This window comes from Rathayibacter sp. SW19, from assembly GCF_030866825.1.
Taxonomy (GTDB): Bacteria; Actinomycetota; Actinomycetes; order Actinomycetales; family Microbacteriaceae; genus Rathayibacter_A; species Rathayibacter_A soli.
Genome location: NZ_CP133020.1, coordinates 481,464 through 503,573, shown reverse-complemented (window position 1 = coordinate 503,573; position 22,110 = coordinate 481,464). Strand labels below are relative to the sequence as shown.

The following is a 22,110-nucleotide window of genomic DNA, read 5'->3' as shown; positions in this document are numbered from 1 at the left end:
GAATCCTCAAGGAGAATCCCATGTCCCCGCATATCACGTTGAAGATCGATCACGCGTGCCTGATTGTGCACGGTCCGGACCAGCCTGGTCTGGTCGCTGCGGTCACCGGGCTGATCACCCGCAATCAGGGCAACATCATCTCACTGGATCAGTACACGTCCGATCCGGAAGGCGGCGCGTTCTTCCAACGTGTGGTGTTCCACCGTGCCGACCTTGCCGCCGCGATCCCCGACATCGAAGCCGATCTGCGCGAGGCGCTGGCTCTGTACGGGGTGGAATACACCCTCACCGACCAATCCATCCCCAAACGAATGGCGATTCTGGCCTCCACCAGCGACCATTGCCTGCTCGAATTGCTCTGGCGGCACCGGCGCGGCGAATTGCCCGTGACCATCCCGATGGTCGTCAGCAACCACACCAACACTGCCGAAGACGTCCGCAGCTTCGGGATCCCGTTCTTCCACATCCCCTCGCAGGCGCCGGACAAGAGTGAGGCAGAATCGAAGATCCTGCAACTACTCAAGGGGAACGTGGACTTCGTGGTCCTGGCCAGGTACATGCAGATCATCAGTGATGACTTCCTGAACGAGATCGGTGTCCCGGTGATCAACATCCACCACTCGTTCCTGCCGGCTTTCATCGGCGCCGCCCCGTATCGAAAAGCTGCAGAACGCGGCGTGAAACTGATCGGGGCGACATCCCACTACGTCACCCGCGACCTCGATCAGGGCCCCATAATCGAGCAGGACGTCGCCCGCGTTGACCACTCCATGACAGCGGCCGACCTGCAAGCTCGCGGCGCGTATGTGGAACGTGCCGTCCTGTCCCGTGCCGTCGAGTGGCACGCCGAAGACCGCGTCATCCGAGACGGCAACCACACCATCGTCTTCAACTGAGCGACTCCGTGCGTGCTCGCCAGCTCGTGGAGGGCTGCTCGCTCGACATGGTGGGCAGACACCTCGACGCGCTGCCGTCGGCGGCGGCCCTGCTGCGGCCGGGCACCCGGATCAACATCGCGGCGGCGCCTGGCGAGAGCCCGGAGCTGCGCCGAGCCACGGCCGCGGCGATCGCAGCACATCAGCTCACACCGGTGCCGCAGGTGGCCGCCCGTCGGATCACTTCCGCCCAGACGCTGAAGAGCTTCCTGTCCGGATTGCAGGCGGACGGCACGTCGGGTCATCTGCTGACCCTCGGCGGTGACCCGGATCCCGCGGAGGGGCCGTACGCCCAGGCCCTCGCAGTGATCCGATCGGTCCGCCTTGCCGACTACGACGCGGTGACCGTCGGCGTCGCCGGCCACCCGGAGGGCCATCCTGCGGTTCGCTCCGATGTGCTCTGGGACGCGCTGCGGGCCAAGACCGCTGAGCTTGCGGCACAGGGGCTCAGCGCCGAGATCTTCACCCAGCTGACGCTGGACGTCGATGCCGTGGTCTCGTGGATCGAGGTGGTACGCCGGGAGGGGATCGCGGTACCCATCCGCGTCGGGCTCAGCGGACCGGTCGAGCCTGCGCGACTGCTGGCGTACGCGCGCCGGGTGGGTGCGGCATCGGGCACCGAGGTCGCAGAACGGTACGGACTCTCGCCGGATGATCCGCCGCAGCCCGTCGGCCCAGCCCGGTTCATCGATGAGCTTGCGCGACGGCTCGACCCAAGGGACCATGGCGACGTGCGGGTGCACCTGTACTCACTGGGCGGCCTGCGCGAGACCGCCGAGTGGATTCACGACGCGCTGCGGTGATGGGTGCGCATCATCCGTCTCACCGTGTCATCTCGGCGCCGGAGAGCAGGAAGTCGCGCAAGGCGACGTACTTCGCCGTGCGAGGCCCATCGCGGGGCCGGCCGAGGCCGACCACGGTCGGCGAGATCCGCTCGGCGAGATCGAGGGTGGCGAGGGTGTGACCGTCGTACGTCAGCTGTGACGCGGGGCGTTGATAGAGCACCGAGTAGCCGAGGCCGCGGCCGACCAGGCACCGCGCGAGTTCGTAGTTTGTCGTGGTGTGTCCGATGGACGGCCGAAGGCCGAGCGAGGCGAATAGATACTCGGTGTTCTGCAGACTCGGCTGCATGTCGAGCTGGATGAGCGGTTCGGTCACCAACTCGGCAAGGCGCACGCTGCGACGGCCGGCGAGACGATGAGAGTCGGCCACGATTACGTGCGGACGATACTCATTCAGTGGTTCGAAGCTCACCTGCCCCGACACGTCGATGCGATAGAGCAGGATCGCATCGACTCTGCCCTGAAACAGGAGATCATGCAGCTCCGGGGCGGATGCCTCGACGAAGTCGAGCTCAAGCCCGCTGTGCGTTCGGCGGAACCCGTCCATCACGGCGGGAAGGAAGAACGGGGTCAACGGTGAGAAGCATCCGACGACGAAACGCCCGGTCAGTCCGACGGCGCTCTGCGACGCCTCGCCGGCGAAAGACTCGGCGCCGGCCAACAGCTGGCGTGCGTGTGCGAGTAGGCGCGCGCCGGCCGGCGCCAGCTCCACCCCTTTGCCCTTGCGCCGGATGAAGAGCTGGAGGCCCAGACGAGATTCAAGTTCATCCAGCGCCAGGGCGAGTGCGGAGGCGCTCACATGACAGCGATGGGCCGCGCCGGCCAGCGAGCCTTCGCCAGCGATGGCATCGAAGTACTCCAGCTGACGCAGAGTGAACGGCACGGGCATGGTCACAGTTTAGCTGGGGTGAATACGCATATAAAACTGTTTTACATGCGATCCCATTGAGATGACACTGGAAGCAGGGCCGGAGCAGGCCCAACCCGCTTTTCAAGGAGGAATTACCGTGGCTACCAATCTCGAGGAAGCGATCGCCGAGGCAGGCGACGCGCACACTTTGCTCTGGGAGTCGCAGAGCCCGCCGATCGTCAGCACCCCAGTGACACCGGAGTTCAGCAATTGGCGTGACGAGCAGCTCGCGTGGCGGCATAGCGCGGTGCTCTTCGACCAGTCGCATCACATGGCCGACCTGAACATCAAGGGTCCGGATGCGCTCAAGCTCATCCGCGACACTGCCGTCAACAGCGTCGAGTACTTCCCGGTGGATGCCGCGAAGCAGTACGTGGCAGTGAACGCGGACAGTGAGTTGATCGGTGACAACATCCTGTTTCGCTACGAGGAGGACGAGTTCCAGGCCGTCGGCATCCCGCCGTCGATCAACTGGCTTCAGTTCCACGCGGAGACCGGCGGCTATGACGTCGAGATCTCACGCGACAACCCGTCGTACGGGCGGGTGGGTGACCCGGTGTCATACCGCTACGAAGTGCAGGGTCCTGGCGCGATGGACGTCATCCGCGAGGTGCTCGGCGAGGAGCCTCCGACGGTGAAGTTCTTCCACGGCACCCGCTTCACAATCGCGGGCAAGACCGTGCGCGCGCTACGCCACGGAATGGCCGGTGAGCCTGGGTTCGAGTTCGTCGGGCCGTGGGCCGATCGCGACGCCGTGATCGGCGCGATCGTGGAGGCCGGCGAAAAACACGGACTCGTGAAGGTCGGCGGGCGAGCCTACCTCACGAACTCGCTGGAATCCGGCTGGATGCCGCGGCCGCTGCCCGCGTTTTACTCCGGCGACAGCACGGCGGACTTCCGCAGATGGCTGTCGGCCTCGGACATCGACTCCGACGTGTCGCTCGGCGGCAGCTTCTACTCGCAGAACCTCTCGGACTACTACCTATCGCCATACGACGCCGGGTACGGACGTGTCATCAAGTTCGACCACGACTTCATCGGACGGGGCGCGCTTGAGAAGCAGGTCGAGTCCGGTCGGTCAACCGCGCGCCACAAGGTGACGCTGGCATGGAACGGCGACGACACCGAGAAGGCGTTCGGGTCGATGTTCCACGGCGGCGCAGGGGCGAAGTTCATCAACCTGCCGATTGCGCACTACGCCACTTACCACTACGACCGTGTGGAAACCTCCGGCGGCGACCTGCACGGTCTGTCGTTGCACACAGGGTACTCGGCGAACTTCCGCTCGATGCTGTCGATCGCGACCGTCGACCAGGAGATCGCCGAGCCAGGAACCGAGGTTGAAGTTGTGTGGGGAGAGCCCAGGCCGTCGTCCAAGCCGGCCGTCGAGGACCACGTGCAGGTCAAGATCCGCGCCACGGTTAACCCGGCGCCGATCGAGGCTAAGGCACGCAACGAGTACCGCTCAAACACGGCGGCGTAGCTGCTCACTGGGTAGATGCTCACACGAGGGGAGGGTCGGCCGCCCCCCTTGTCGGTGGCGGGTCGTGACACGCTCCTTGCAGTCGATGCAGCCATGCACCATCGCAACCAATAGAACGAGGAGGAAGATTGTGTACAGCAGTTCTCCCGCGGACATTTATGCCGAATTGTGCATGCGCATCGGCGAAAGCCGCCCTCAGCCCCGGCTCTCCGCAACTCGGCACGCACTGAGCGAGCTGGGGAATCCCCATCTGAATTTTCCATTCATTCACGTAACAGGTACAAACGGCAAGACGACCACGAGCAGAATCGCCCAAAAGATCCTCCAGACAACCGGCAGGCGAACAGGCCTTTTCACGAGCCCGCACCTGGTCGGCTTCTCAGAGCGAATCGCCATTGACGGTGTGCCGATCTCTGCGCACGACCTCGCTGCCAACTGGCGTGCGGTCAGCGTGGCGCTCGAACACACTGACTCTCAGTTACGTGGCATCGGCCAGCCCCCGCTGTCGTTCTTCGAAGCGCTCACAGTGCTCGCGTACACAAGCTTTTCTCGAGGACGCGTGGATTGCGCCGTCATTGAGGTTGGGATGGGCGGCGCCTGGGACTCCACCAATGTCGCAGATGGAAACGTCGCAGTGATCACGCCGATTGCGCTGGATCACACCGCTCAGCTGGGCCGCACAGTGGAAGCGATCGCTCGCACGAAAAGCGGGATCATCAAGTCACGCGCGCACGTCGTATGCGCGGCACAACCACCGAGCGCTCTGCGCGCTATCGACGACGCGGCGCGGAGCCAACGCGCGACCATGACCACGTTGGGACGTGACTTCGGGGTGACGTCGTCTACGATTCCCACGGGGCAACAGATCTCAGTGTCGGGCCTACGCAACGAGTACCAGTCACTGTATTTGCCTCTCCACGGAGACCATCAAGCAGTCAACGCCGCACTTGCGATCGCCGCCGTTGAAGCCTTCCTACCTGCCCATGGTCTCGACTCGGCGACGGTCGCAGCGGGGTTGCAGAGTGTCACATCGCCCGGACGACTTGAATGCATCCAACAATCTCCCGATGTTTTCCTCGACATCGCGCACAACCCTGCCGGTGTCAACGCGCTCGCATGCACTCTGAACCAGATCTCCGACCGTACCTTGGCCGCGGTCGTTAGTGTTCTGGAAGAAAAGGACGCTGCAGGGATCATCTCCGCCCTATCACACGTCACGCGAACATACTTTGTAACGCGGTCGGCTTCTGATCGCGCACTATCGCCACGCCGACTCGCCAACACGATCCGAGCGGTGGATCCTGATGCCATGATCGACGTGCACGAAACGCCGCGCGGTGCCCTCGCAGCGGCATTGGCCTGGGCCGATCGACGCGACGACCGGTCAGTCATCGTCACCGGATCCGCAACCCTGGTCGGTGACGTGATGAAACTTGCAGCGAAGCATCCGGAAGTTTACAGTGTCCCTGCCTAGTGTTCGGACGGTTCCGACTGCTGTTGGATCGGCCACAACGAGAGAGTCCAGAATCGATCCTGCGGCATTCGCGCGTGTCTTCTTCATGGGACACGAAGATGCATTCTGGCTTGACGGCGGGCCTGACGGCGACAGTCTCTTCGGATTCGGAAGCGTCATTTCCGGCGACGAAACGCTGAAAGAGATCGATCGATGTCTTGGCGCTTTCAGGGCGAGGTCCAGCGAAGCAACCGGGCCGCAACCGGGATTCGTGGGTTGGATTCCATACGATTTCACGCGCAGAACATTGCTCATCGACCTACAGCGCGACGGGGAAGCGCCCGAGGTGTCCTTTATCAGGGCAGAGCACATTGTGCGAATCGACAATCGCTCCGGTGACATCGAAATCGCCGTATTTCCTCAAGGGGACAACCAGACCGTCGTTCCATGGCGAGAAGCAGTCGCGCAGATGATTCGGCAATCCCGCCTTGGTTCGGACACGGATGCGCCGCCATGCGATTCACCCGTGTCGTGGACGGTTGACGACGACGAATATGGCGCGAAGATCTCGCGCTGTCAGGACGAAATCGCGTCCGGCAATGCCTACGTGCTCTGCCTGACGACGCGCGTGATTGCGCCGGGGGCGTGGGACGACCTCGAGACTTTCATTGCACTGCGCGAGTCCAGCCCAAGTCATCATGGCGCGCTGGTCAGGATCGGCGCCACGAGCCTGGTCAGTTGCTCACCGGAGAGGTTCATCGAGGTCGCCGCGGATCGGACCATTCGCACTCATCCGATCAAAGGAACCCGGCGCAGATCTGACGATCGCGAAGTAGACGATGCGCTGCGAGACGAGCTTCGGAGCGATGAGAAGGAGCGGTCTGAGAACCTCATGATCGTCGATCTGATGCGCAATGATCTCGCGCGTGTATGCACGATCGGTAGCGTGGGTGTCGAGAGACTGTTCGCGGTGGAAACGTACCCGCATGTCCATCAGTTGGTGAGCACGATTGTCGGAACGCTGCTCGATGGCGCGGGCGCGGCAGAAATCATTTCAGCCGTGTTCCCAGCCGGGTCGATGACGGGAGCGCCAAAAGCAATGGCTGTGCGACTGCTCGACGCCATGGAGAGCAGCCCGCGGGGCTTGTACGCCGGTGCGTTCGGACTCATCGGTCTTGACGGCACGATCGATCTGGCGATGAGCATCCGATGCGTCGAAATTCACGAAGGATACGCGCAGATCGGTACTGGCGGTGGGATCACTGCGATGTCGGATAGGCGTGCGGAAGTGGATGAGATCCATCTCAAGGCGGCGGCCCCGATGGCCGCTTTGCGCAGTCGAGTGCCCTCGCGCGAACTCGCCGGCGCAGGGGTGTAGTAATGCACGTGTTTGGCGTGGTGAATGCCACCCCCGATTCGTTCAGCGACGGGGGTCGTCACAACGAAGTGCCAGAAGCCGTTGACCACGCGCTGAGGCTTGTTCGCCACGGTGCAGATGTGATCGACGTCGGCGGCGAATCGACGCGGCCGGGCGCAGTTCCAATCGGACCCAACGAGGAACAGCGTCGCGTCATGCCGATCATCGAGCGACTCGTCGCGCACAACATTCCCGTCAGCATAGACACCATGCACAGCCAGACCGCGGGCGCAGCGCTGCGCGCCGGCGCTCGGTTCGTCAACGACGTATCGGGCGGGCAGGCCGATCCACTGATGATCCCGACCGTCATCGACGCCGACGTTGACTACATCGCAATGCATTGGGGAGGTGGAGCGAATGCGACGCCGCCGTCCGGCAGCGCCACGGGCGGCGTGATCGCGTCTTTGCGTTCGACAGTCCGCTACCTCGTCTCAGCCGGAATGCGAGCGGAGCGGATCATTGTGGATCCCGGCCTCGGGTTCGGCAAATCCAACCAACAGAACTGGGAGCTGATTGGCTCGCTCAAATCCTTGTGCGAGATCGGGCCGAGAGTACTAGTAGGTCACTCGCGGAAGCGATTCATCGGAAGCCTGCTGCCCAACGGGACGCAACCGGCAGATAGGGACGTCGCCTCAGCGGGCATCAGCATTCTCTGCGCTGCCGCCGGAGTATGGGGTGTGCGAGTGCACGACCCTGAGGTCACTCGTCGCGTGCTCGCCGCAACCGGAATCGTAATGTTCGACGGATAGCGTGCTGTATGCCTTACAGTGCTGACCCCGTTCGGGTCATACGTGCGTCCGACCCTGCGAAGATCGTAAGTTGTTCGCTCCGACTGATGCCGTCGCGGTGGGCGTCCGGCTTGCGGGCGCACCTGCAGTCTCTCCCAGCGTCGCCTTCACGCGGGGAGTGCAGCGTACAGACGGGTCCATTTCCGATGGTAGGCGGGACGTGCTATTCCGGCACCGGCCGCGATGAGGGCCGGGTAAGAGGACACGAGTCCGTTCCACGTCGAGGTCTGATGCGTCTTCTCGATGGGACTCAGATCGGTGACTAACGAGTCCGACTTGCGAGTGTTGCACGCGGCGTGAAGCGTGGTTAGGTTCTCGAGCACATTCGGGCCGCCGAGACTATGCGGGTAGACGTGGTCAGCTTCGGGTGCCAAGGCCCAGAAGACCGGGTGGATCTTCCCCCTCGCATAGTGCGCGTCGTATGGGACCGTGTCGGGGAAGAGATCGTGGATCGCGACGAGAATGCTCCGCGGTACAGCACGCCCGCCGCAACAGGTGCACCGAAACCGGTCGCGTATGAACACCTGCGCTCGAAGGGTTTCGTTCGTCAGTCGTGCGCGGGCGGGCCTTTCGCCTCCTCCCGTCGGCGTCTTGCTTGCAGAGGTTAGTCTGCCCGTCCAAACCTCGCCGGCGATCGGGTGCAACTGAGCGGCCGCGGCGATCAGGTCGCCTTCGCTAACGCTGGCCACGGTCCTTGCGAGGACGTCGGCGTACTTCTCCACATCGGCCTCGTCGAAGGCGGTGATGTCAACCATGACCGCAAACGTAGCCGATCCAACAGGATCGAAAGCGTCGTTCGGCGTCCCGCCTGCATGCGAAGCCCAGACAGGGATGGCGTTGTGAGACACCCGGTTCAGCGCTTTCAGAGTCGCTAACGTGATGAGCAGGCGATCGCGCGGAACCCGGTCCCGGCTATGGCCCAGGTCGTGCCGCTCTGGTGCATTGCAGCGTCGTCGCCGCGACCATCACAGGCGAGGGTGCGGACGTGGTGCTGACGGGCAACGGGTTCGCTAGCGGAGGTCCTCCGATGTGGCACCTTCGAATCCGAAAAAGGCAAGGTAGGCCGGGACCATCTCGAACAACATGTCGCTACCGTTTTGAATCATGCAGCCCCTATCGCGTGCTGCGGCCAAGAATGGGGTGATTTCAGTCTTGTTGACCACATCTGCAACGTGGGCCCCGCTGTCGACGCTGTCGAGGTCGACAGGCAGCGGGTCGCCCTCATGCGTGCCCAAGGAGGTCGCGTTCACGATCAGGTCATACCCTCGAAGGTCTTTCGACCCAAGACCAGTCTTCACACCCGGGTAATAGATTCCAAGACGCTGTGAAAGAGCCTCTGCGGGAGCGCTGTGACGATTGAGGAGTCCGATCTCACTAACCTGCGCCCCCGCCAAAGACGCGGCGATGGCTGAACCTACTCCGCCCGCGCCAATGATCATCACGCGCTTGCCTCCGGGGTCGAATCCCTTTTTGACAATCGCGCGGACAAAGCCGGCACCGTCGAACTGGTCAGCCAGCAGTGAGCCGTCTTCACGCTTCACTACGGCGTTAGTGGCACCAGCGATCGCCGCTGCGGGGCAGACTTCGTCAACAAGCTCCATAGTAGTGACCTTGTGGGGCATCGTGACGAGTGCCCCGCGGAGATTGGTCAGGGTGAACAAGGATCGGAAGAGGTCCGGATAACCTTCTCCCTTGGCCGACATCGGAACGACTGCCGCATCGAAACCGTTTTTCTCAAACCAGGGATTGCATATTGAGGGCGAAGTGAAAGTGTCCGTTGGGTAACCCAGGTGCACTATCAGCGTAGTCCTCCCGCTGATCATCGGAAATCCCTCTTGGTGTGGCCGACCTCATGCCGGCCCATACACACGTCAGAAATAGGCCTCAACGCATCGTCTCCCCTCTTTGGTAGGTCTTCCTGCACGTGATTCGTAACGTTGTCGCAGGCAATTTTGTAACAAATGCCCGCATCGCTGGAGCTTGTGTTCGTTCTCATTTAGGCGCCCAACGTTCGCGTGTCGACGTGGTCGTGTCTGCCTGCGAGGACGTCGTCGAAGAGTATCGGTCGGTGGAGGGTTGCGGAAATGTAGACAGATTGCACGAGCGCTAATGCATTGAAAGCGTCTTGAATGGTGACCTGGGGGGCCTCACCTGTCTGGATCGCGCGGACGACATCTTGGTACTGGCGGTGATGGCTTGCTGGATCGAGGCGGTACTGACCGGCGTCGGTCGCGGCTGGAAGAGGCAATCCAAGGCGGTATTCTGGCTCAGCCGTCGTTGCGAGGATCTCGGCCGCATGGTTTCCCTGTGCCACGCGAAGCCCCATGGGTCCGACATTGGTCCCGGCTTTCGCGGCAGCGTGGTAGTAGGCCAGTTCGTCGTCTTCTATTACGGCGGAGCCGAGGGTTCCCATCAGCTGGAGGCGGGTCGAGAGTCCCGGATAGGCGGCCGTTGTTGCGTGTACTGCGGCCACGGCGCCCGATTCGAAGCTGATTGTGGCGGTGGCGGAATCTTCGACTTGTATCCGCTCATGGGCGAGGAGAGCGGTGTGACCGGACACTTCGGTGGGGTGTCCCATGAATGATAGGAGTAGATCGACGTTGTGAACGCTTTGGTTCATGAGGGCTCCGCCCCCGTCCATTTGCCAGGTGCCGCGCCATGGCGCGGAGTCGTAGTAACTCTGGGGGCGCCACCAGGCGGTGGATGCTATCGCGCTGGTGATCCGGCCGAAAGCTTGGCTCGCTAACGCTTGGGCGATGAGACGGCTTGCTGTGTCGAAGCGATGCTGACTGATGACGCTGACGACCAGACCGTGATCTTTGACCATTTGGGCCCGGTCAGTGAGCGCCCGGGCTCTGACCAGGTTGACGTCCAGGGGCTTTTCGATGATGACGTGCCGCCGCGCATCGAGCGCGGCGTTTGCTTGATCGATGTGTAGTCCGCTGGGCGTTGTCAGCACGACGAGGTCGACCTCGTGGAGGGCTAGCGCTACTTCCAAGGACTCGCATTCTTGTGGGCGACGGAACCCCTCCCTCGCCAGCTTGTCGGCTAACCGGGCCGTGGCCGCACCCACGGCGTCCACGACGGCGACGATCTCGATTGAATCGAGACCGGAGGCGATTGCGGTATGCACCTGTCCAATCGCGCCGCACCCCACGATTGCTACGCCGATCCTCGTCGAGCTCATGTCTCCTGCTTTCGTTGCGTTGTTCATTACGTCTGTGGGGGAATATCTCGTCGTCATAGCGACGAAGCAACCCCGTTTGCGATCACGCTCAGTCCGCCCGGAGCTGCAATCAGGAGCGTCATGGGGCGGATGATTCCTCCGGGACGCGGCGGGTGAAGATCGACCCGACGATTGCCTCCACGATGAGGCCGATGACCGCCCACCATAGTTGGCTGAAAGCGAGCGCGGTCGCAACCACAATGACGATGCCCGATACCAGGGTGAGCGTCGGTGTCCGGATCGTCGAGGCGATCAGGTCAGGAGCGTTGGCGCCACAATGATCGCGGCGGGAATCAACAGTCGTGCAGCGTCCCCTAACCTCGCTGATCGGTACGTCCGGATAAGGACGTACGCGTTGAGCAGGATGGACATGAGCAGGACCGTTCTTGTCGACTCAGCATGTCACCCAGCGAGACTACGGAAAGGTCGACGGTGATGTCAGGGTTCGCCTTCTCGAAATTGACGATGTTCTCCTTCAGTGCGGCAGAACGGGGAGTGTTCTGACTGGGGTCGATGAAATCTCAGTACGAGATCGTCACTGGCCCGGATGTTTGCTGTGCGTCGCCGGAAGCGGAGCACCCGGTGAGCATCATGCCGACCACTGCCAGTGCTCCTGCGGAAAGGACCCAGCGTTTGTTTTTCATGTTTCTCTCCTTTGGTTGTGTTGGTGCTGCGGCAGCCCATGTGGCGGGTTACTGTGGTGCGTCGGAATTACGACTGAGTTAGGACTTTGAGCTTGGCCGACCGGGAATGTGGCTGAGAATCGATATTGAGAAGCCACCATCGACAGTGATATCTTGCCCCGTGACGTAGCCGGACAGCGGGCTGACGAGGAATTCGATGACATTCGCGATGTCGATGGGGTCCCCAATTCTCGACAACGGGATGAGTAATTCCCGGGCCTTTTTGATTTCGGGGTCGGTGTACATTTTTTCGGTCATTCCTGTGCGAGTCATGCCCGGGGAAACGACGTTGACACGGATTCCGTCAGGAGCCCATTCCAATGCGAGCGTCTGAGCTAGGAGTGTCAGCGCGGCCTTAGTGGGACTGTAGGCACCGGATCCGGCGTGCGGTATGTGGCCGGACTGCGAAGAGGTGAAACACACGGCACCGTGGCTGCCCCTCAAGTGCGGGTAACTTTCTTTGGCGAGGAGCCACGCGCCGCGGACGTTGACGGAGAACATGTCATCCCAGTCGTCAACGGAGAGGTCCTTCAGCGGGACAGGGTTGGCAGTTCCGGCGTTCGCGACCAGTGCGTCCAGGCCGCCGAATTCGTCTATTGCAGCTGCTACCAGCTGGGTTGGCACGTCGGGATCGCCGAGGTCGCCTACCAAGGCAATTGCAGTACCTCCCATTGCCTGAATCGAACGAACGACGTCTTTTTGCGTCTCGTTCTGCTGGTGTCCACACACCGCGATCATCGGCTGGGTGCCCCGGGCAAGAGCCGCCTCCGCGAGTCTCAGGCAGGCGGCTGCGCCGATGCCACTACTTCCGCCGCTTACTATAGCTTTCATTGCACACTCATCCTCTTTCTTCTGGTTCCTTCTGGGCGTTGTTCGTGTCTGGACGACTTAGGATGGTCCCGGCCATGGGATTCGGTGAGTTCGTTGGCGATGAACGGTAGTCACGTGTGGCGCCCGACCTTTGGCGGGTGGGTGCCGGCGTCGACGTTCCAGCCGCGGCTTTTGAGGTAGCGCATCGCCGCGTCAAATTCATCCCGCGGGTTTTTTTCGCGGATGATTTCGAGAACGACGTTTTCCGAGCCGAGGGTTGCCTCGACGGCCTCGCCTAACCCGTTCCAGTCGATTACGCCAGTGCCGAGCGGATCGTGGCCCCAGGTGTCTAAGCCCGTATCTGAGATGTGCATCAGGGCGATCGATTCGTGATGTGAGAGCAGACTTGCCAGAGGGTCTTCGCGGATGTAGGCAGCGTTGGCGACGTCGTAGACGATTTTGAGGGAATCGTCGTTGACCGTGTGCACGATGCCGGTCAAGTCTTGGATCGTAGGAGCGAAGCAATAGGGTGTGTTTTCGAAGAGCAAGCGCACACCTGCCTGCTTGGCTATGGGAATCAGGTCGTTCAGGCTCTCGTAGAGCCAACCGTGGACGCTCTCAAGCGGTGGCGAGATCATGGGGCGCCTTGTGCCAGGAGAGATCACAACCTCGGAGGCTTCCCAGACCTCGGCCAGTTCGATAACCGACGTGATGTGGTCAATGCTCTTTCGTCGCATGTTGGCGCCAGGGCTCGCGAGGTTGATGTCGTACCCACCAGCATTCAGAGACCTGATCTTTGCTCCACGTTGCTTCAGGTCTTCGAACGACTCGGATCGCTTCGATACCGACATCTCGTCGGGCCAGCAGTGCGGTGAGCTGATCGGCACCTCGAAGGTGTCGTACCCGTTCTCACACAGTTCCGCGATCGCCTCCGCGGCAGTCGCTGACCACAGGTAGGAGAATGTGTTGATAATCATGTTCATGTCGGTTCCAATCAGTATTTGAAATCGGTCACGCGGGCGACGGATGTCTAAGCCGTAAGCTTCTCCGCGGCAGCGAGGTACGCGTAGCTTGGCCAATCCCAGTTGCGGGGCTACGTACCCATCCCCAGGTGCGCACCTCCCGCAACGTCGAGACTGACACCGGTGATGTACCGATTCCGGGGATCCGTGAGGAACAGCGCCGCACTCGCGACCTCGTCCGGCTGCGCGAACCGCTGCATCGGCAGCTGGGCGGCACGCTCCGCCCGTGCACGCGTCGCCGAGTCAGCAGCGTCCCCCGAGGCGTCGGCGAGTTGAGCCCACATGTTCGTCTCCACCGGGCCCGGAGTGATCGCATTCACCGAGATTCCCGAGGGTCCCAAGATCTGAGCCATGGACCACATAATGTGGAGCACGGCGATCTTGCTCGCGTTGTAGGGCAGATAAGTCCGGCGAGCCTCTTTGGCTGCCACCGACGAGAACAGCAGGATTGTTCCCTTGATCTGGTGATCCAGCATCGCCTGCGCAGTTTCACGGACGATGGTGAAGGTGCCGGTGGCGTTGATCGTCATGATGCGCGCGAACTCGGACGTGCTGGTCTTCAGCGGGTCGGGGGTCTCCCCCAGCACGCCGGCGGCATGAACCAGCGCGTCGATCCGGCCGTAGCGGTCGATGATGTCGGCGACAGCAGCTGCCGTCGCTCGCTCATCCGTTACGTCGAGGTCGAAGTATGCGACTGCTGCCTCGGGCTTCTCCCCGCCGCGATCCGAGGCGATGACAGTTGCTCCGCTTTCAGCGTAAGCCGAGACCATCGAGCTGCCGATGCCGCCGTTCGCGCCCGTGACGAGGACGATCCGATTCTGTATAGACAACGTGAAATCCTTCCCGTGCTACTTCTTCGCGTGGCTGGACCAGGCGCGACCGGGCTGCTCTTCAACCGGCAGCCCTGCCGCCGACAGGATGCGGTCCAGCAGCTGTTGCGTTTTGGCTGCCTCCGCACCCGAGGTAAGTGGCTGCTTGCGATCCCGGACGCGATCGAGGAAGTGGTTCACGGCGCCGGCGAAGCCGAAGGTCTGGGTCGCGGTTGCCCACCCGAACGCCTCCGATGACATCTCCCGAACAGTCGTCTGACCGTCGTGCGTGATCGCGACGCTGTCGGGGGCTGAAATAGTTGCTGTCACACCGTCGCCGTAGGCGTCGAGCTTCTCACTCCAGGCGCCCGCATTTCGCGCGGCCATCAGCACGCCGGTGTTGCCGCTGTCGAATCGAATGAGCGCGCTGACGCCGTCTTCCTGCCACGGGTCGTCGCCGGCGGGGTGGGCGTTCACCTCCACCGGTTCGCCTCCGCAGTACCAGCGCAGAAGGTCGACCATGTGGATGGCGTTCTCGAACGTCGCGCGGTATTCAGAGCCGGCTCGGTTCTTCTGCGCGACGCAGAAGGATGCGCCGCGCGCGCTGAATGCTTCCCGGCCGGCCTCGTAGACGGGGGCGAAGCGTCTATTGAATCCCACCATCAAGATGCGGCCGCCCTCGTCTGCTTGCTGCGCGAGGGACAGTGCGTCTTCCGTGCGGGTGGCCAGCGGCTTTTCACAGAAGACGTCGACTCTGGCCGCCAAAGCAGAACGTGTGGCCTCCACATGCTCCGAACGCGGCGTCAGGATGAACACCGCATCGAGGGTCTCCGCCTCCAGCATCGCGTCAACCGTCGAATAGGCCCGTCCGAAGCCCCACCGGCGCATCAGCGGCTGCGGATCCGCTTTGCGGGTGACCACGGCACTCAGCTCGACATCGTCACGGGCCACGAGGGTCGGCAGTTGCGCGATCGTCGCGATGTTGCCTACGCCGACTACACCGACACGGAGCGGCCCAGCGGTCACTGGGACACCACCGCGGAGAGGATCGCGCGCACCGCCCGGGCGGAGTCGGCGAATCCCGTAGCAGGGCCAGGGAGATCCTGCGGGTGCCAACGGTATTCGTACTCGAGGGTCAGCACCTCGTCGTATCCGCGGCGCGAGAGCTCTTGGATGATGTCCGCCCAGGGCACGCTGCCGGTGCCGACGACACGAGAGCGGATCGCGCGTTCATCCGCCTTGACCCGGGCGGTGTCCGAAGCCCGGAACGGAGCGTTGCGGTCCTTGAAGATGAGGTCCTTCACGTGGACGTGGCTGATCAGGTCACCCTGAACGGCGAAGGCCTGAATCCAGTCCTCGTCGTGTGTGAACGTCAGGTTGGCCTGATCGTAGAGCACACGCACGGCCGGTGAGTCGACTTCGCGAACCAGGCGGGCGGTGTCGGACGCCGTCTGTGTCATGGTTCCGAAGTGGTTCTCGACACACAACACCACGCCGGCCTGCTGCGCGTCGACCGCCAGGACGCTCAGCGCCGCGCTGAGCCGTTCCCAGTGCGCACTGTAATCGGCTGCCCCTGGTTGCCAGGCGCCGGCGTAGACCCGGACGCGCGCGGCGCCCACTTCGTGCGCTGCCTCGATGCATCCCCGGAACTCGTCGATACCAGCTTGCCAGCTCTCGACGTCGAGGCTGTTGATGCTCGTCGTGTAGGGGGTCAGCGCGACGATGGGGAGGCCTTCATCGTGGGCAACAGCGGCTGCGTGCTGCGCCGACTTCTTGTCCGAAGGAGAGATTGCGGCGGGGTACGCGTCTTGGTAGATGACTTCCGCTGCGTCCAGTCCTGCCGTCTTGAACAGGCGGATCGCTTCCTGGAGTGTCATGCCCGGTGTTCCGAGCGTGTGTCCGGCGATGATCATGAGGAAGTGGTTCTTCTTTCGATGGGGCGGATCCAGTCCGCCGGTCCAACAAAGTTCGGGGGGCTCTGCACGCGGGAGCGGTCAACCAACTCCATCAGAAGACCCCAAGGTGTGAGGAAGTAGATCCAGCGATTGCCCGCGACGGCAGGACTATCCCCGGCGACCTCTTTGCGTTCGCCGAGGATGCGCACGCCGGGGATCTGCTGTAGATGACTGACGGCCCGATCGACGTCGTCCACGGCGAAGCAGAGGTGATGACCACCTCGGTCGCTGTGACGGGGGTGCTCCGTTCGACGTTCCACGGTCTGCCACCGAAACAGCTCGATATTCAGGTTGGGCGGCATTCTCAGCATCGACAGTTCGAGGGCGGCGTCGGAGGGCACATCGAAGTTGGCAGGCATGAACGCCGCATCCGGACCGCGCGAGGAGCGGTACAGCTCTTCTGCCCCGAGAACGTCGACGAAGAAGGACACCGCCTCGTCGAGATCCGGAACCGTGTAGGCCGCATGGTCCACATACTGGAGTCCGGGCATTCGCGTCGAGCTCATCGCACAGACCTCGTCGAGGAACGGATGAGCAGTTCCGGCTGCAGGATCACGTGCTCGACCTCGCCGTTCTGCGAGGCGCGCTCGGCCAGGCTTATGGCGATCCGGCCCATTTCGGCGATCGGCTGCCGCACCGACGTCAGCGGCGGGTTGATGTGCGCGCCGAGGAGAAGGCCGTCGTAGCCGACGACCGAGACGTCATCGGGCACGGAGAGGCCGTATGTGCCGAGTGCGCTGATGACGCCGAACGCGACCATGTCGTTCGCCGCGATCACCGCTAAAGGCCGATGGTCCATCGTCGCCAGATCCTGCGCGGCACGCGCTCCGGCATGCGCGCCGATGCCGCTGTCCAGCTCGATCGGGGTCATCCCATGCCGCGCAGCAAGGTCCTGGTAGGCGGCGCGCCGATCTGCAGCCGTGTGTGTTCCAGGGATACCCGAGACGTAGGCGACCGAGGTGTGGCCAAGCTCCAGCAGATGGTCGAACGCCAGCTCGATTCCCTTCGCGCTGTCGACGGTCACGGTGGGCACCTGAACGTCCGACTCGATACGGTCGATGACGACCAGGCGGTTACCGAAGCCGAACTGCACGAACTCGGCCGGGTCCACCCGCGTCGAGGGTGCGATCACCCCGAACGGCGCATACATCGACTGCATAGCGTGAAGGTATCCAGCTGTCGCCCCGGGTTCGTTCTCGGTGACGCACAGCACCAGCTGGTAGCCGCGCTCCCCGGCAACCGCGGTCATCGTCTTCGCCAGCTCTGCGAAAAATGGGTTGGTGATGTCCGGGACGATGAGCGGCACCAGAGTGCTGCTCTTGGTACGAAGCGCCTGCGCGAGCGGGCTCATCGTATAGCCCATCGAGGCGGCGACCTTCAGGATGTGATCCCGCGTTTCCTGCTTAACCGCTTCAGGGCGCGAGAATGCGCGCGAAACCGTCGAACGGTGCACGCCTGCCGCGGCTGCCACCTCGTCAATGCTGTAGTTGGACACCGATACCCCCTAGACCTGCCCTTGAATACGCATCCCAGACGACGGTCATCGTCGCTTCCAGGTCCTGAATCCCCGGAAGCCCCTCGAACCCGTGGGTCAACTGGTCGGCCACCTTGTTGACGAACGGTTCGTACAGGGGGTCGCTGTCCACGTTGAGTTGCGATGTCTCGGTGAGGCCGCCGGTGGACGTGAAGGATGCGCTTCCATCCGACCATATCGTCGCCGTTCCCTCGGCGCCGATCCGCATATACGCGCAATGGCGCTTCAGCGGCGAGGCTGGGAAGGCGTAGCCCACCTGGACGGTCGCGACCCGCCCGTCGGGGGTGGCGAGGGTGAGCGAGGCGTAGTCTTCGACCTCCCCGCTATGCAGCTTGGCGGAGATTGCCGCTGTCACGGTGACCTCTTGAGCTCCCGAGGACTGAAGGAACAAGTCCACGAAGTGGGGCGCCAGGTTGATCATGCACCCGCCTCCGGCACGCTCGAGCTCCACCATCCAGGGATTGCCGCTGATCGGGTATCGGTCGGGGGGTCCGGCGATGAACTGAGTGCTCTCGTAGACGGAGCTCCCCGCCTTGCCGAGCCACTGCTCCACGGGGCCGCCTCGCTGCACGAGGGGGACGGCGATCGGTACGCCGGCTGCTTCGGCGGCCCGCCGAACCTCCACCACTTGGTGGAGCGAGATACCGGCCGGCTTCTCAACGACGAGCGGAACCCCTCGCTCGATGAGTGCTAGGCAGATAGTGCGCATCGTGTCGTGAGGTGCGGAGACGTATGCCAACTCGATGTCGTCGTAGTTTGCCAGCAGCTCCTCCCATGAGGAGTGCAGCGTGCCCCCCCACAGGTGGCTCAGGGGTTCGACCCGAGGCATATCCGGATCAGAGGCGCCGAGCACTTCGTGCCGATCCGCGATCGCCTGGGCGTAGAGCGGAACGTGCCAGTGCGATGCACCGATGATGACAGTTCTTGCTTTGCTCATACCCGCTCTCGCACCTCTGCCAGAATCGCGTCTGCGATCTCAGTCGCTCGCAGCGCTTGCCGATATCCAGCCGTTGGACGCTGTCCACCGGCGTTCAGGAGCCCAGCTTCCGCCTGTCTGCGAATGAGGGCGACGACCCGCGCACCGTTCGCAAGGAAAGAATGGGCATGACGACTCCCGGCCCACCCGGCCGCGCCGATGACCGCCACCCGGATCGCTTCGCTCATCCCTTCACCCCACCGGATGTCAGCCCCGCGATGAACCAGCGCTGGAACAGTGCGAACAGCGCCAGTACGGGAATGAATGCGACAGTGACGAAGGCTGCGAAGAGGCCCCAGAACGCGCCGTACCCCGTTTGGAGGTACTGCACGATGCCATTCTGAACCGTCTTCATGTCTTGAGTCGTGGCGAGGACGGTGCCCACCAGGTAGTCATTCCAGACGAACACGAAGATGAAGATCGCGATAGCGGCGATGCCGGGGCGGATGAGAGGGAGGACGATCCGCCACAGGATTTGCACACGCGAGCATCCGTCGATGGCCGCAGCTTCTTCGATTTCAAGAGGAATGTTCTCGATGAAGTTTCGGATGAAGAGGATGGTCTGCCCGCAGATGATCGCCGCGTACACGACGATGAGGAAAGGGTACGTGTTGATCAGCGCCGTCTTCACGAACATGGAGTACAGGGCTATGAAGACGACGATGGCGGGGACCATGGATAGCACGAGGATTCCGGTCATCACGGTTTCCATGCGACGGCTGCGGAACCTGGTCGCGACGTATGCCGCGGGGATGCAGATCGCGAGGGCGAGAACGATCGAACCGCACGAGTAGATCAACGAGTTGAGGAAGAAGCGCATGTTCGTCGGTGTGAAGATACCGGCGTAGTTCGCGAAAGAAAACGGGTCCGGGATCCAATTCGGCGGGAACTGGATGGTGTTGGCCGGGAGCTTCAGGGAAGTCGAGAGAATCCATGCCACGGGCGGGAGCACGAGTAGGGCCGAAAGGACGATGAACACCCATCTCGGGATGCCCCGGAGGATGTTAGCCCACCGGCTACTCCGGCGAGCGGTCGTTGACGTGGTCATAAGCTTTCCCTCCGTCGGAAGCGCAGCGCGATCAAGGTGAGGACGACGTTGATGGCGAAGAGGAGAATGGCTGTCGCGGACGCGCCGGACAGATTGTACTGCTGGAAGACTTGATTGAAGACACGCATCGAGAGCGTCTCGGTGGCCCGGAGCGGGCCGCCTCGCGTGGTGACCAGGATGATCGTGACCATCTGCACGTAGAGCATCAGCAGCACTACCACCACGGATACGATCGTGTTTCGTAGATAGGGCAGCGTGACGTTGGCGAAGCTGCGCCAGACGCCACCACCGTCGACCCGGACGCTTTCGTAGAGCTCCTTGGGCACGGTCTGGAGCGCGCCGAGGAAAAGCAACATTGCTTGCGGATACGACCACCACGCCGTAATAAGGGTGACCGCGACCAGGGCGCCCCCTGTCGTGGAAAAGACGTCGGATGGGCCGAATCCGAGAGCTTGGGTGATGGCGTTCCCGGGTCCGTAGTTCGGGTTGAGGAACCAGACCCACATGGTCCCGGCTGTTGCCTGGGACAGCAGCCAGGGCAGGAGGAACAGGCTTCGTACGGTGCGCTTGAACCGGTGCAGGTTATTCAGGACCATCGCTGACAATAGGCCGGCGGGTAGCGCGATTACGAGCGCCCCGAGCGAGAAGACAACGGTGATGCCGATGCTGTTCGCCAGGTTGGGGTCGGAGAAGAGCGCGACGAAGGACTCCAGTCCGCTGAACTTTCCGATCTGGTAGTAGGTGGTTTCGTGGAGCGCTGTCCATGCGGTGTAGAAGAGAGGTCCGACGAAGACGAAAAGGAAGACCACGCAGACAGGGGTGACGTACAGCCACAGAACGCGGTCTTTTCGTCGTCGTCGGCCGGTCGAATCTTGTGGTCGAGGAGGCTGCTGAACGGAGCTGCGCGACGACAGACTCGTCGTTGACATGATGTCCTGCTTTCCTTGGGGGAGCCGGCGGGCGCTGGCTCCCCCAAGCTATTCGGGCCGGAGGGGCTACTTGCTGTTTCCGGCGTCTTGCGCGGACTTGATGAACTCGGTGCCAGAACTGCCCTTCAGGATCAAGGCCTGGCCTGCGTTGGCCAACCCTGTGGACAACGTGTTCCAGTTGTCGGGATAGTTGCGGGGCTTGCTGTTGCTCTTCACAAAGTCCGCGATGTCATTGATCGTCTTCGCGTCCGCCGTGGAGAAGAACGGCTGCTTGAACGTCGCCGCGCGAGGAGGTACTTCACCGCCAGTGGCCATCACCGCACCAGCCTTCGGACCCGTCATGTACTGGATGAATTTCCAGGCGTCGTCGGCATGTTTGCTGCCGGCACCGATACCGAGGGTCCAGCCGAAGGTGGTCCCGGTTGTGCCACCGGTGCCCGCCGCGGGAAGCGAGGTCCACTTCACGTCGGGCGCGGTCTTACTGAACGTCACGATGCGCTCCGTACCGAGCACCGCCATAGCGACGGTCCCGTTCGCGAGCCCATCGGCGACCGAACTGTACGTGTCCGAAACGACATTCTTACCGAGAGCCTTCGCATCCCGAAGGTCGGCAAGGAAATTGCCGAACGCATCGCCTTTGGACGTCGCGAAGTCGTATTTCCCGTTCTTTTGAAGCGGCTGCCCGATCTGGTTCATGAAGCAATCGAAGAAGGTGCCGATGACGGCCGAGTTGTCCGTGTCCGAGAACCCCGTGCCGAACCCGGTGAACCCGGCGGCGGCGGCCTTCTTGGCGACATCGACGACCTGGTCGTATGTCGTCGGAACCGTGGCGCCGATCTGATTCAGGATCTTCTGGTTGTAGTACAGGGTGCAGGTGCGGTACTCATACGGCTCCGCCACCTGCTTCCCGTCCGGCCCCGCCAGATTGCTCGTCGGATGCAGCCAGTCAGTGATCTTCGAGGCGTCGGCGGGCAGTGGCGAGTACGCACCCGCGGCAGCCATCTGAGGAACTACTGGCGAGAACATCTTGAACACATCGGGCGCAGTGCCCGCCGCCGCAGCCTGCGGCAGCCGAGAAAGCATGTCACCCAGCGACACCACCGAAAGGTTGATCTTGATGTCGGGATTCGCCTTCTCAAAGTTGGCGATGTTCTCTTTCAACGCGGCAGAGCGCGGGTTGTCCTGATTGGGATCGATGAAGTCCCAATATGAGAGCGTCACTGGTCCTTTCGATTTGGTGGGTGCGGATGTCGGGGAGCATCCAGCGAGCACCATTGCTGCAATCACTGC

Annotated in this window: 23 protein-coding genes; 6 read left to right on the top strand and 17 right to left on the bottom strand. The window is 62.5% G+C overall.

The window, feature by feature from the left end; translation table 11 throughout:
- Window positions 1-20: 20 nt before the first annotated feature.
- On the top strand, window positions 21-896 hold the full coding sequence (purU, locus tag QU604_RS02390) for a formyltetrahydrofolate deformylase (protein WP_308467200.1): 876 nt from the start codon (window positions 21-23) through the stop codon (window positions 894-896).
- Window positions 897-904: 8 nt separating this feature from the next.
- On the top strand, window positions 905-1,738 hold the full coding sequence (locus tag QU604_RS02385) for a methylenetetrahydrofolate reductase (protein WP_308467199.1): 834 nt from the start codon (window positions 905-907) through the stop codon (window positions 1,736-1,738).
- A 19-nt stretch (window positions 1,739-1,757) separates the two neighbouring features.
- Here the strand turns inward: QU604_RS02385 and QU604_RS02380 are convergent, their stop codons facing one another.
- Entirely contained in the window at window positions 1,758-2,666 is a 909-nt protein-coding gene (locus tag QU604_RS02380; RefSeq protein WP_308467198.1) for a LysR family transcriptional regulator, read from the bottom strand.
- Between the two features lie 118 nt (window positions 2,667-2,784).
- On the opposite strand from QU604_RS02380, the gene QU604_RS02375 reads away from it, so the two are divergent.
- From QU604_RS02375 to folP, 4 genes are all read left to right on the top strand, one after another.
- A complete protein-coding gene (locus QU604_RS02375; RefSeq protein WP_308467197.1) occupies window positions 2,785-4,170 on the top strand; it encodes an aminomethyl transferase family protein in 1,386 nt (461 codons plus the stop codon).
- A gap of 130 nt (window positions 4,171-4,300) precedes the next feature.
- The gene (locus QU604_RS02370; protein WP_308467196.1) at window positions 4,301-5,644 is read left to right on the top strand and encodes a bifunctional folylpolyglutamate synthase/dihydrofolate synthase; all 1,344 of its coding nucleotides are present in this window, start codon (window positions 4,301-4,303) and stop codon (window positions 5,642-5,644) included.
- An 85-nt stretch (window positions 5,645-5,729) separates the two neighbouring features.
- Complete coding sequence (locus tag QU604_RS02365) at window positions 5,730-7,001, top strand: anthranilate synthase component I family protein (protein WP_308467195.1); 1,272 nt, start codon at window positions 5,730-5,732, stop codon at window positions 6,999-7,001.
- Window positions 7,002-7,003: 2 nt separating this feature from the next.
- Window positions 7,004-7,789, top strand: a complete 786-nt coding sequence (folP, locus tag QU604_RS02360) for a dihydropteroate synthase (RefSeq protein ID WP_308467194.1) — start codon at window positions 7,004-7,006, stop codon at window positions 7,787-7,789.
- A gap of 146 nt (window positions 7,790-7,935) precedes the next feature.
- On the opposite strand, the gene QU604_RS02355 is transcribed toward folP, so the two are convergent.
- The 16 genes from QU604_RS02355 to QU604_RS02280 form a co-directional block, all read right to left on the bottom strand.
- The gene (locus tag QU604_RS02355; protein ID WP_308467193.1) at window positions 7,936-8,583 is read right to left on the bottom strand and encodes an HNH endonuclease; all 648 of its coding nucleotides are present in this window, start codon (window positions 8,581-8,583) and stop codon (window positions 7,936-7,938) included.
- A 255-nt stretch (window positions 8,584-8,838) separates the two neighbouring features.
- Window positions 8,839-9,651: a shikimate dehydrogenase family protein gene (locus tag QU604_RS02350; RefSeq protein ID WP_308467192.1), complete on the bottom strand. Its 813-nt coding sequence runs from the start codon at window positions 9,649-9,651 to the stop codon at window positions 8,839-8,841.
- A gap of 173 nt (window positions 9,652-9,824) precedes the next feature.
- The gene (locus QU604_RS02345) at window positions 9,825-11,015 is read right to left on the bottom strand and encodes a Gfo/Idh/MocA family oxidoreductase (protein WP_308467191.1); all 1,191 of its coding nucleotides are present in this window, start codon (window positions 11,013-11,015) and stop codon (window positions 9,825-9,827) included.
- Window positions 11,016-11,575: 560 nt separating this feature from the next.
- Window positions 11,576-11,698: a hypothetical protein gene (locus tag QU604_RS02340; protein ID WP_308467190.1), complete on the bottom strand. Its 123-nt coding sequence runs from the start codon at window positions 11,696-11,698 to the stop codon at window positions 11,576-11,578.
- Window positions 11,699-11,776: 78 nt separating this feature from the next.
- Complete coding sequence (locus QU604_RS02335) at window positions 11,777-12,568, bottom strand: SDR family NAD(P)-dependent oxidoreductase (protein WP_308467189.1); 792 nt, start codon at window positions 12,566-12,568, stop codon at window positions 11,777-11,779.
- Between the two features lie 110 nt (window positions 12,569-12,678).
- The gene (locus QU604_RS02330) at window positions 12,679-13,626 is read right to left on the bottom strand and encodes a sugar phosphate isomerase/epimerase family protein (RefSeq protein ID WP_308467188.1); all 948 of its coding nucleotides are present in this window, start codon (window positions 13,624-13,626) and stop codon (window positions 12,679-12,681) included.
- Between the two features lie 14 nt (window positions 13,627-13,640).
- A complete protein-coding gene (locus QU604_RS02325) occupies window positions 13,641-14,399 on the bottom strand; it encodes an SDR family NAD(P)-dependent oxidoreductase (protein WP_308467187.1) in 759 nt (252 codons plus the stop codon).
- A gap of 18 nt (window positions 14,400-14,417) precedes the next feature.
- Window positions 14,418-15,404 carry a Gfo/Idh/MocA family protein gene (locus tag QU604_RS02320; protein WP_308467186.1) on the bottom strand — a complete coding sequence of 329 codons (987 nt, stop codon included), beginning with the start codon at window positions 15,402-15,404 and terminating at the stop codon, window positions 14,418-14,420.
- Entirely contained in the window at window positions 15,401-16,291 is an 891-nt protein-coding gene (locus tag QU604_RS02315) for a sugar phosphate isomerase/epimerase family protein (protein ID WP_308467185.1), read from the bottom strand. The genes QU604_RS02320 and QU604_RS02315 overlap by 4 nt, the downstream gene beginning before the upstream one ends.
- Window positions 16,288-16,839 (bottom strand): VOC family protein, encoded by a 552-nt coding sequence (locus tag QU604_RS02310; RefSeq protein ID WP_308467184.1) that lies wholly within the window; start codon window positions 16,837-16,839, stop codon window positions 16,288-16,290. Before QU604_RS02310 ends, QU604_RS02315 begins: the two co-directional genes overlap by 4 nt.
- The gene (locus QU604_RS02305; protein ID WP_308467183.1) at window positions 16,836-17,828 is read right to left on the bottom strand and encodes a LacI family DNA-binding transcriptional regulator; all 993 of its coding nucleotides are present in this window, start codon (window positions 17,826-17,828) and stop codon (window positions 16,836-16,838) included. The genes QU604_RS02310 and QU604_RS02305 overlap by 4 nt, the downstream gene beginning before the upstream one ends.
- Entirely contained in the window at window positions 17,809-18,804 is a 996-nt protein-coding gene (locus QU604_RS02300; protein WP_308467182.1) for a Gfo/Idh/MocA family protein, read from the bottom strand. The genes QU604_RS02305 and QU604_RS02300 overlap by 20 nt, the downstream gene beginning before the upstream one ends.
- Window positions 18,801-19,031, bottom strand: a complete 231-nt coding sequence (locus QU604_RS02295) for a hypothetical protein (RefSeq protein WP_308467181.1) — start codon at window positions 19,029-19,031, stop codon at window positions 18,801-18,803. The genes QU604_RS02300 and QU604_RS02295 overlap by 4 nt, the downstream gene beginning before the upstream one ends.
- Window positions 19,028-19,891, bottom strand: a complete 864-nt coding sequence (locus tag QU604_RS02290; RefSeq protein ID WP_308467180.1) for a carbohydrate ABC transporter permease — start codon at window positions 19,889-19,891, stop codon at window positions 19,028-19,030. Before QU604_RS02290 ends, QU604_RS02295 begins: the two co-directional genes overlap by 4 nt.
- Entirely contained in the window at window positions 19,888-20,820 is a 933-nt protein-coding gene (locus tag QU604_RS02285) for a carbohydrate ABC transporter permease (RefSeq protein WP_308467179.1), read from the bottom strand. Before QU604_RS02285 ends, QU604_RS02290 begins: the two co-directional genes overlap by 4 nt.
- A 66-nt stretch (window positions 20,821-20,886) precedes the next feature.
- Window positions 20,887-22,041 carry an ABC transporter substrate-binding protein gene (locus QU604_RS02280; protein WP_308467178.1) on the bottom strand — a complete coding sequence of 385 codons (1,155 nt, stop codon included), beginning with the start codon at window positions 22,039-22,041 and terminating at the stop codon, window positions 20,887-20,889.
- Between the last annotated feature and the right edge of the window lie 69 nt (window positions 22,042-22,110).

Bases quoted from the DNA above. Each gene is read 5' to 3' on its own strand.
- QU604_RS02340 (WP_308467190.1), bottom strand. From the start codon at position 11,698: ATGAAAAACAAACGCTGGGTCCTTTCCGCAGGAGCACTGGCAGTGGTC.
- QU604_RS02285 (WP_308467179.1), bottom strand. From the start codon at position 20,820: ATGTCAACGACGAGTCTGTCGTCGCGCAGCTCCGTTCAGCAGCCTCCT.
- QU604_RS02300 (WP_308467182.1), bottom strand. From the start codon at position 18,804: ATGAGCAAAGCAAGAACTGTCATCATCGGTGCATCGCACTGGCACGTT.
- QU604_RS02295 (WP_308467181.1), bottom strand. From the start codon at position 19,031: ATGAGCGAAGCGATCCGGGTGGCGGTCATCGGCGCGGCCGGGTGGGCC.
- QU604_RS02350 (WP_308467192.1), bottom strand. From the start codon at position 9,651: ATGATCAGCGGGAGGACTACGCTGATAGTGCACCTGGGTTACCCAACG.
- QU604_RS02365 (WP_308467195.1), top strand. From the start codon at position 5,730: ATGGGACACGAAGATGCATTCTGGCTTGACGGCGGGCCTGACGGCGAC.
- QU604_RS02290 (WP_308467180.1), bottom strand. From the start codon at position 19,891: ATGACCACGTCAACGACCGCTCGCCGGAGTAGCCGGTGGGCTAACATC.
- QU604_RS02310 (WP_308467184.1), bottom strand. From the start codon at position 16,839: ATGAGCTCGACGCGAATGCCCGGACTCCAGTATGTGGACCATGCGGCC.
- QU604_RS02315 (WP_308467185.1), bottom strand. From the start codon at position 16,291: ATGATCATCGCCGGACACACGCTCGGAACACCGGGCATGACACTCCAG.
- QU604_RS02355 (WP_308467193.1), bottom strand. From the start codon at position 8,583: ATGGTTGACATCACCGCCTTCGACGAGGCCGATGTGGAGAAGTACGCC.
- QU604_RS02345 (WP_308467191.1), bottom strand. From the start codon at position 11,015: ATGAGCTCGACGAGGATCGGCGTAGCAATCGTGGGGTGCGGCGCGATT.
- folP (WP_308467194.1), top strand. From the start codon at position 7,004: ATGCACGTGTTTGGCGTGGTGAATGCCACCCCCGATTCGTTCAGCGAC.
- QU604_RS02335 (WP_308467189.1), bottom strand. From the start codon at position 12,568: ATGAAAGCTATAGTAAGCGGCGGAAGTAGTGGCATCGGCGCAGCCGCC.
- QU604_RS02380 (WP_308467198.1), bottom strand. From the start codon at position 2,666: ATGCCCGTGCCGTTCACTCTGCGTCAGCTGGAGTACTTCGATGCCATC.
- purU (WP_308467200.1), top strand. From the start codon at position 21: ATGTCCCCGCATATCACGTTGAAGATCGATCACGCGTGCCTGATTGTG.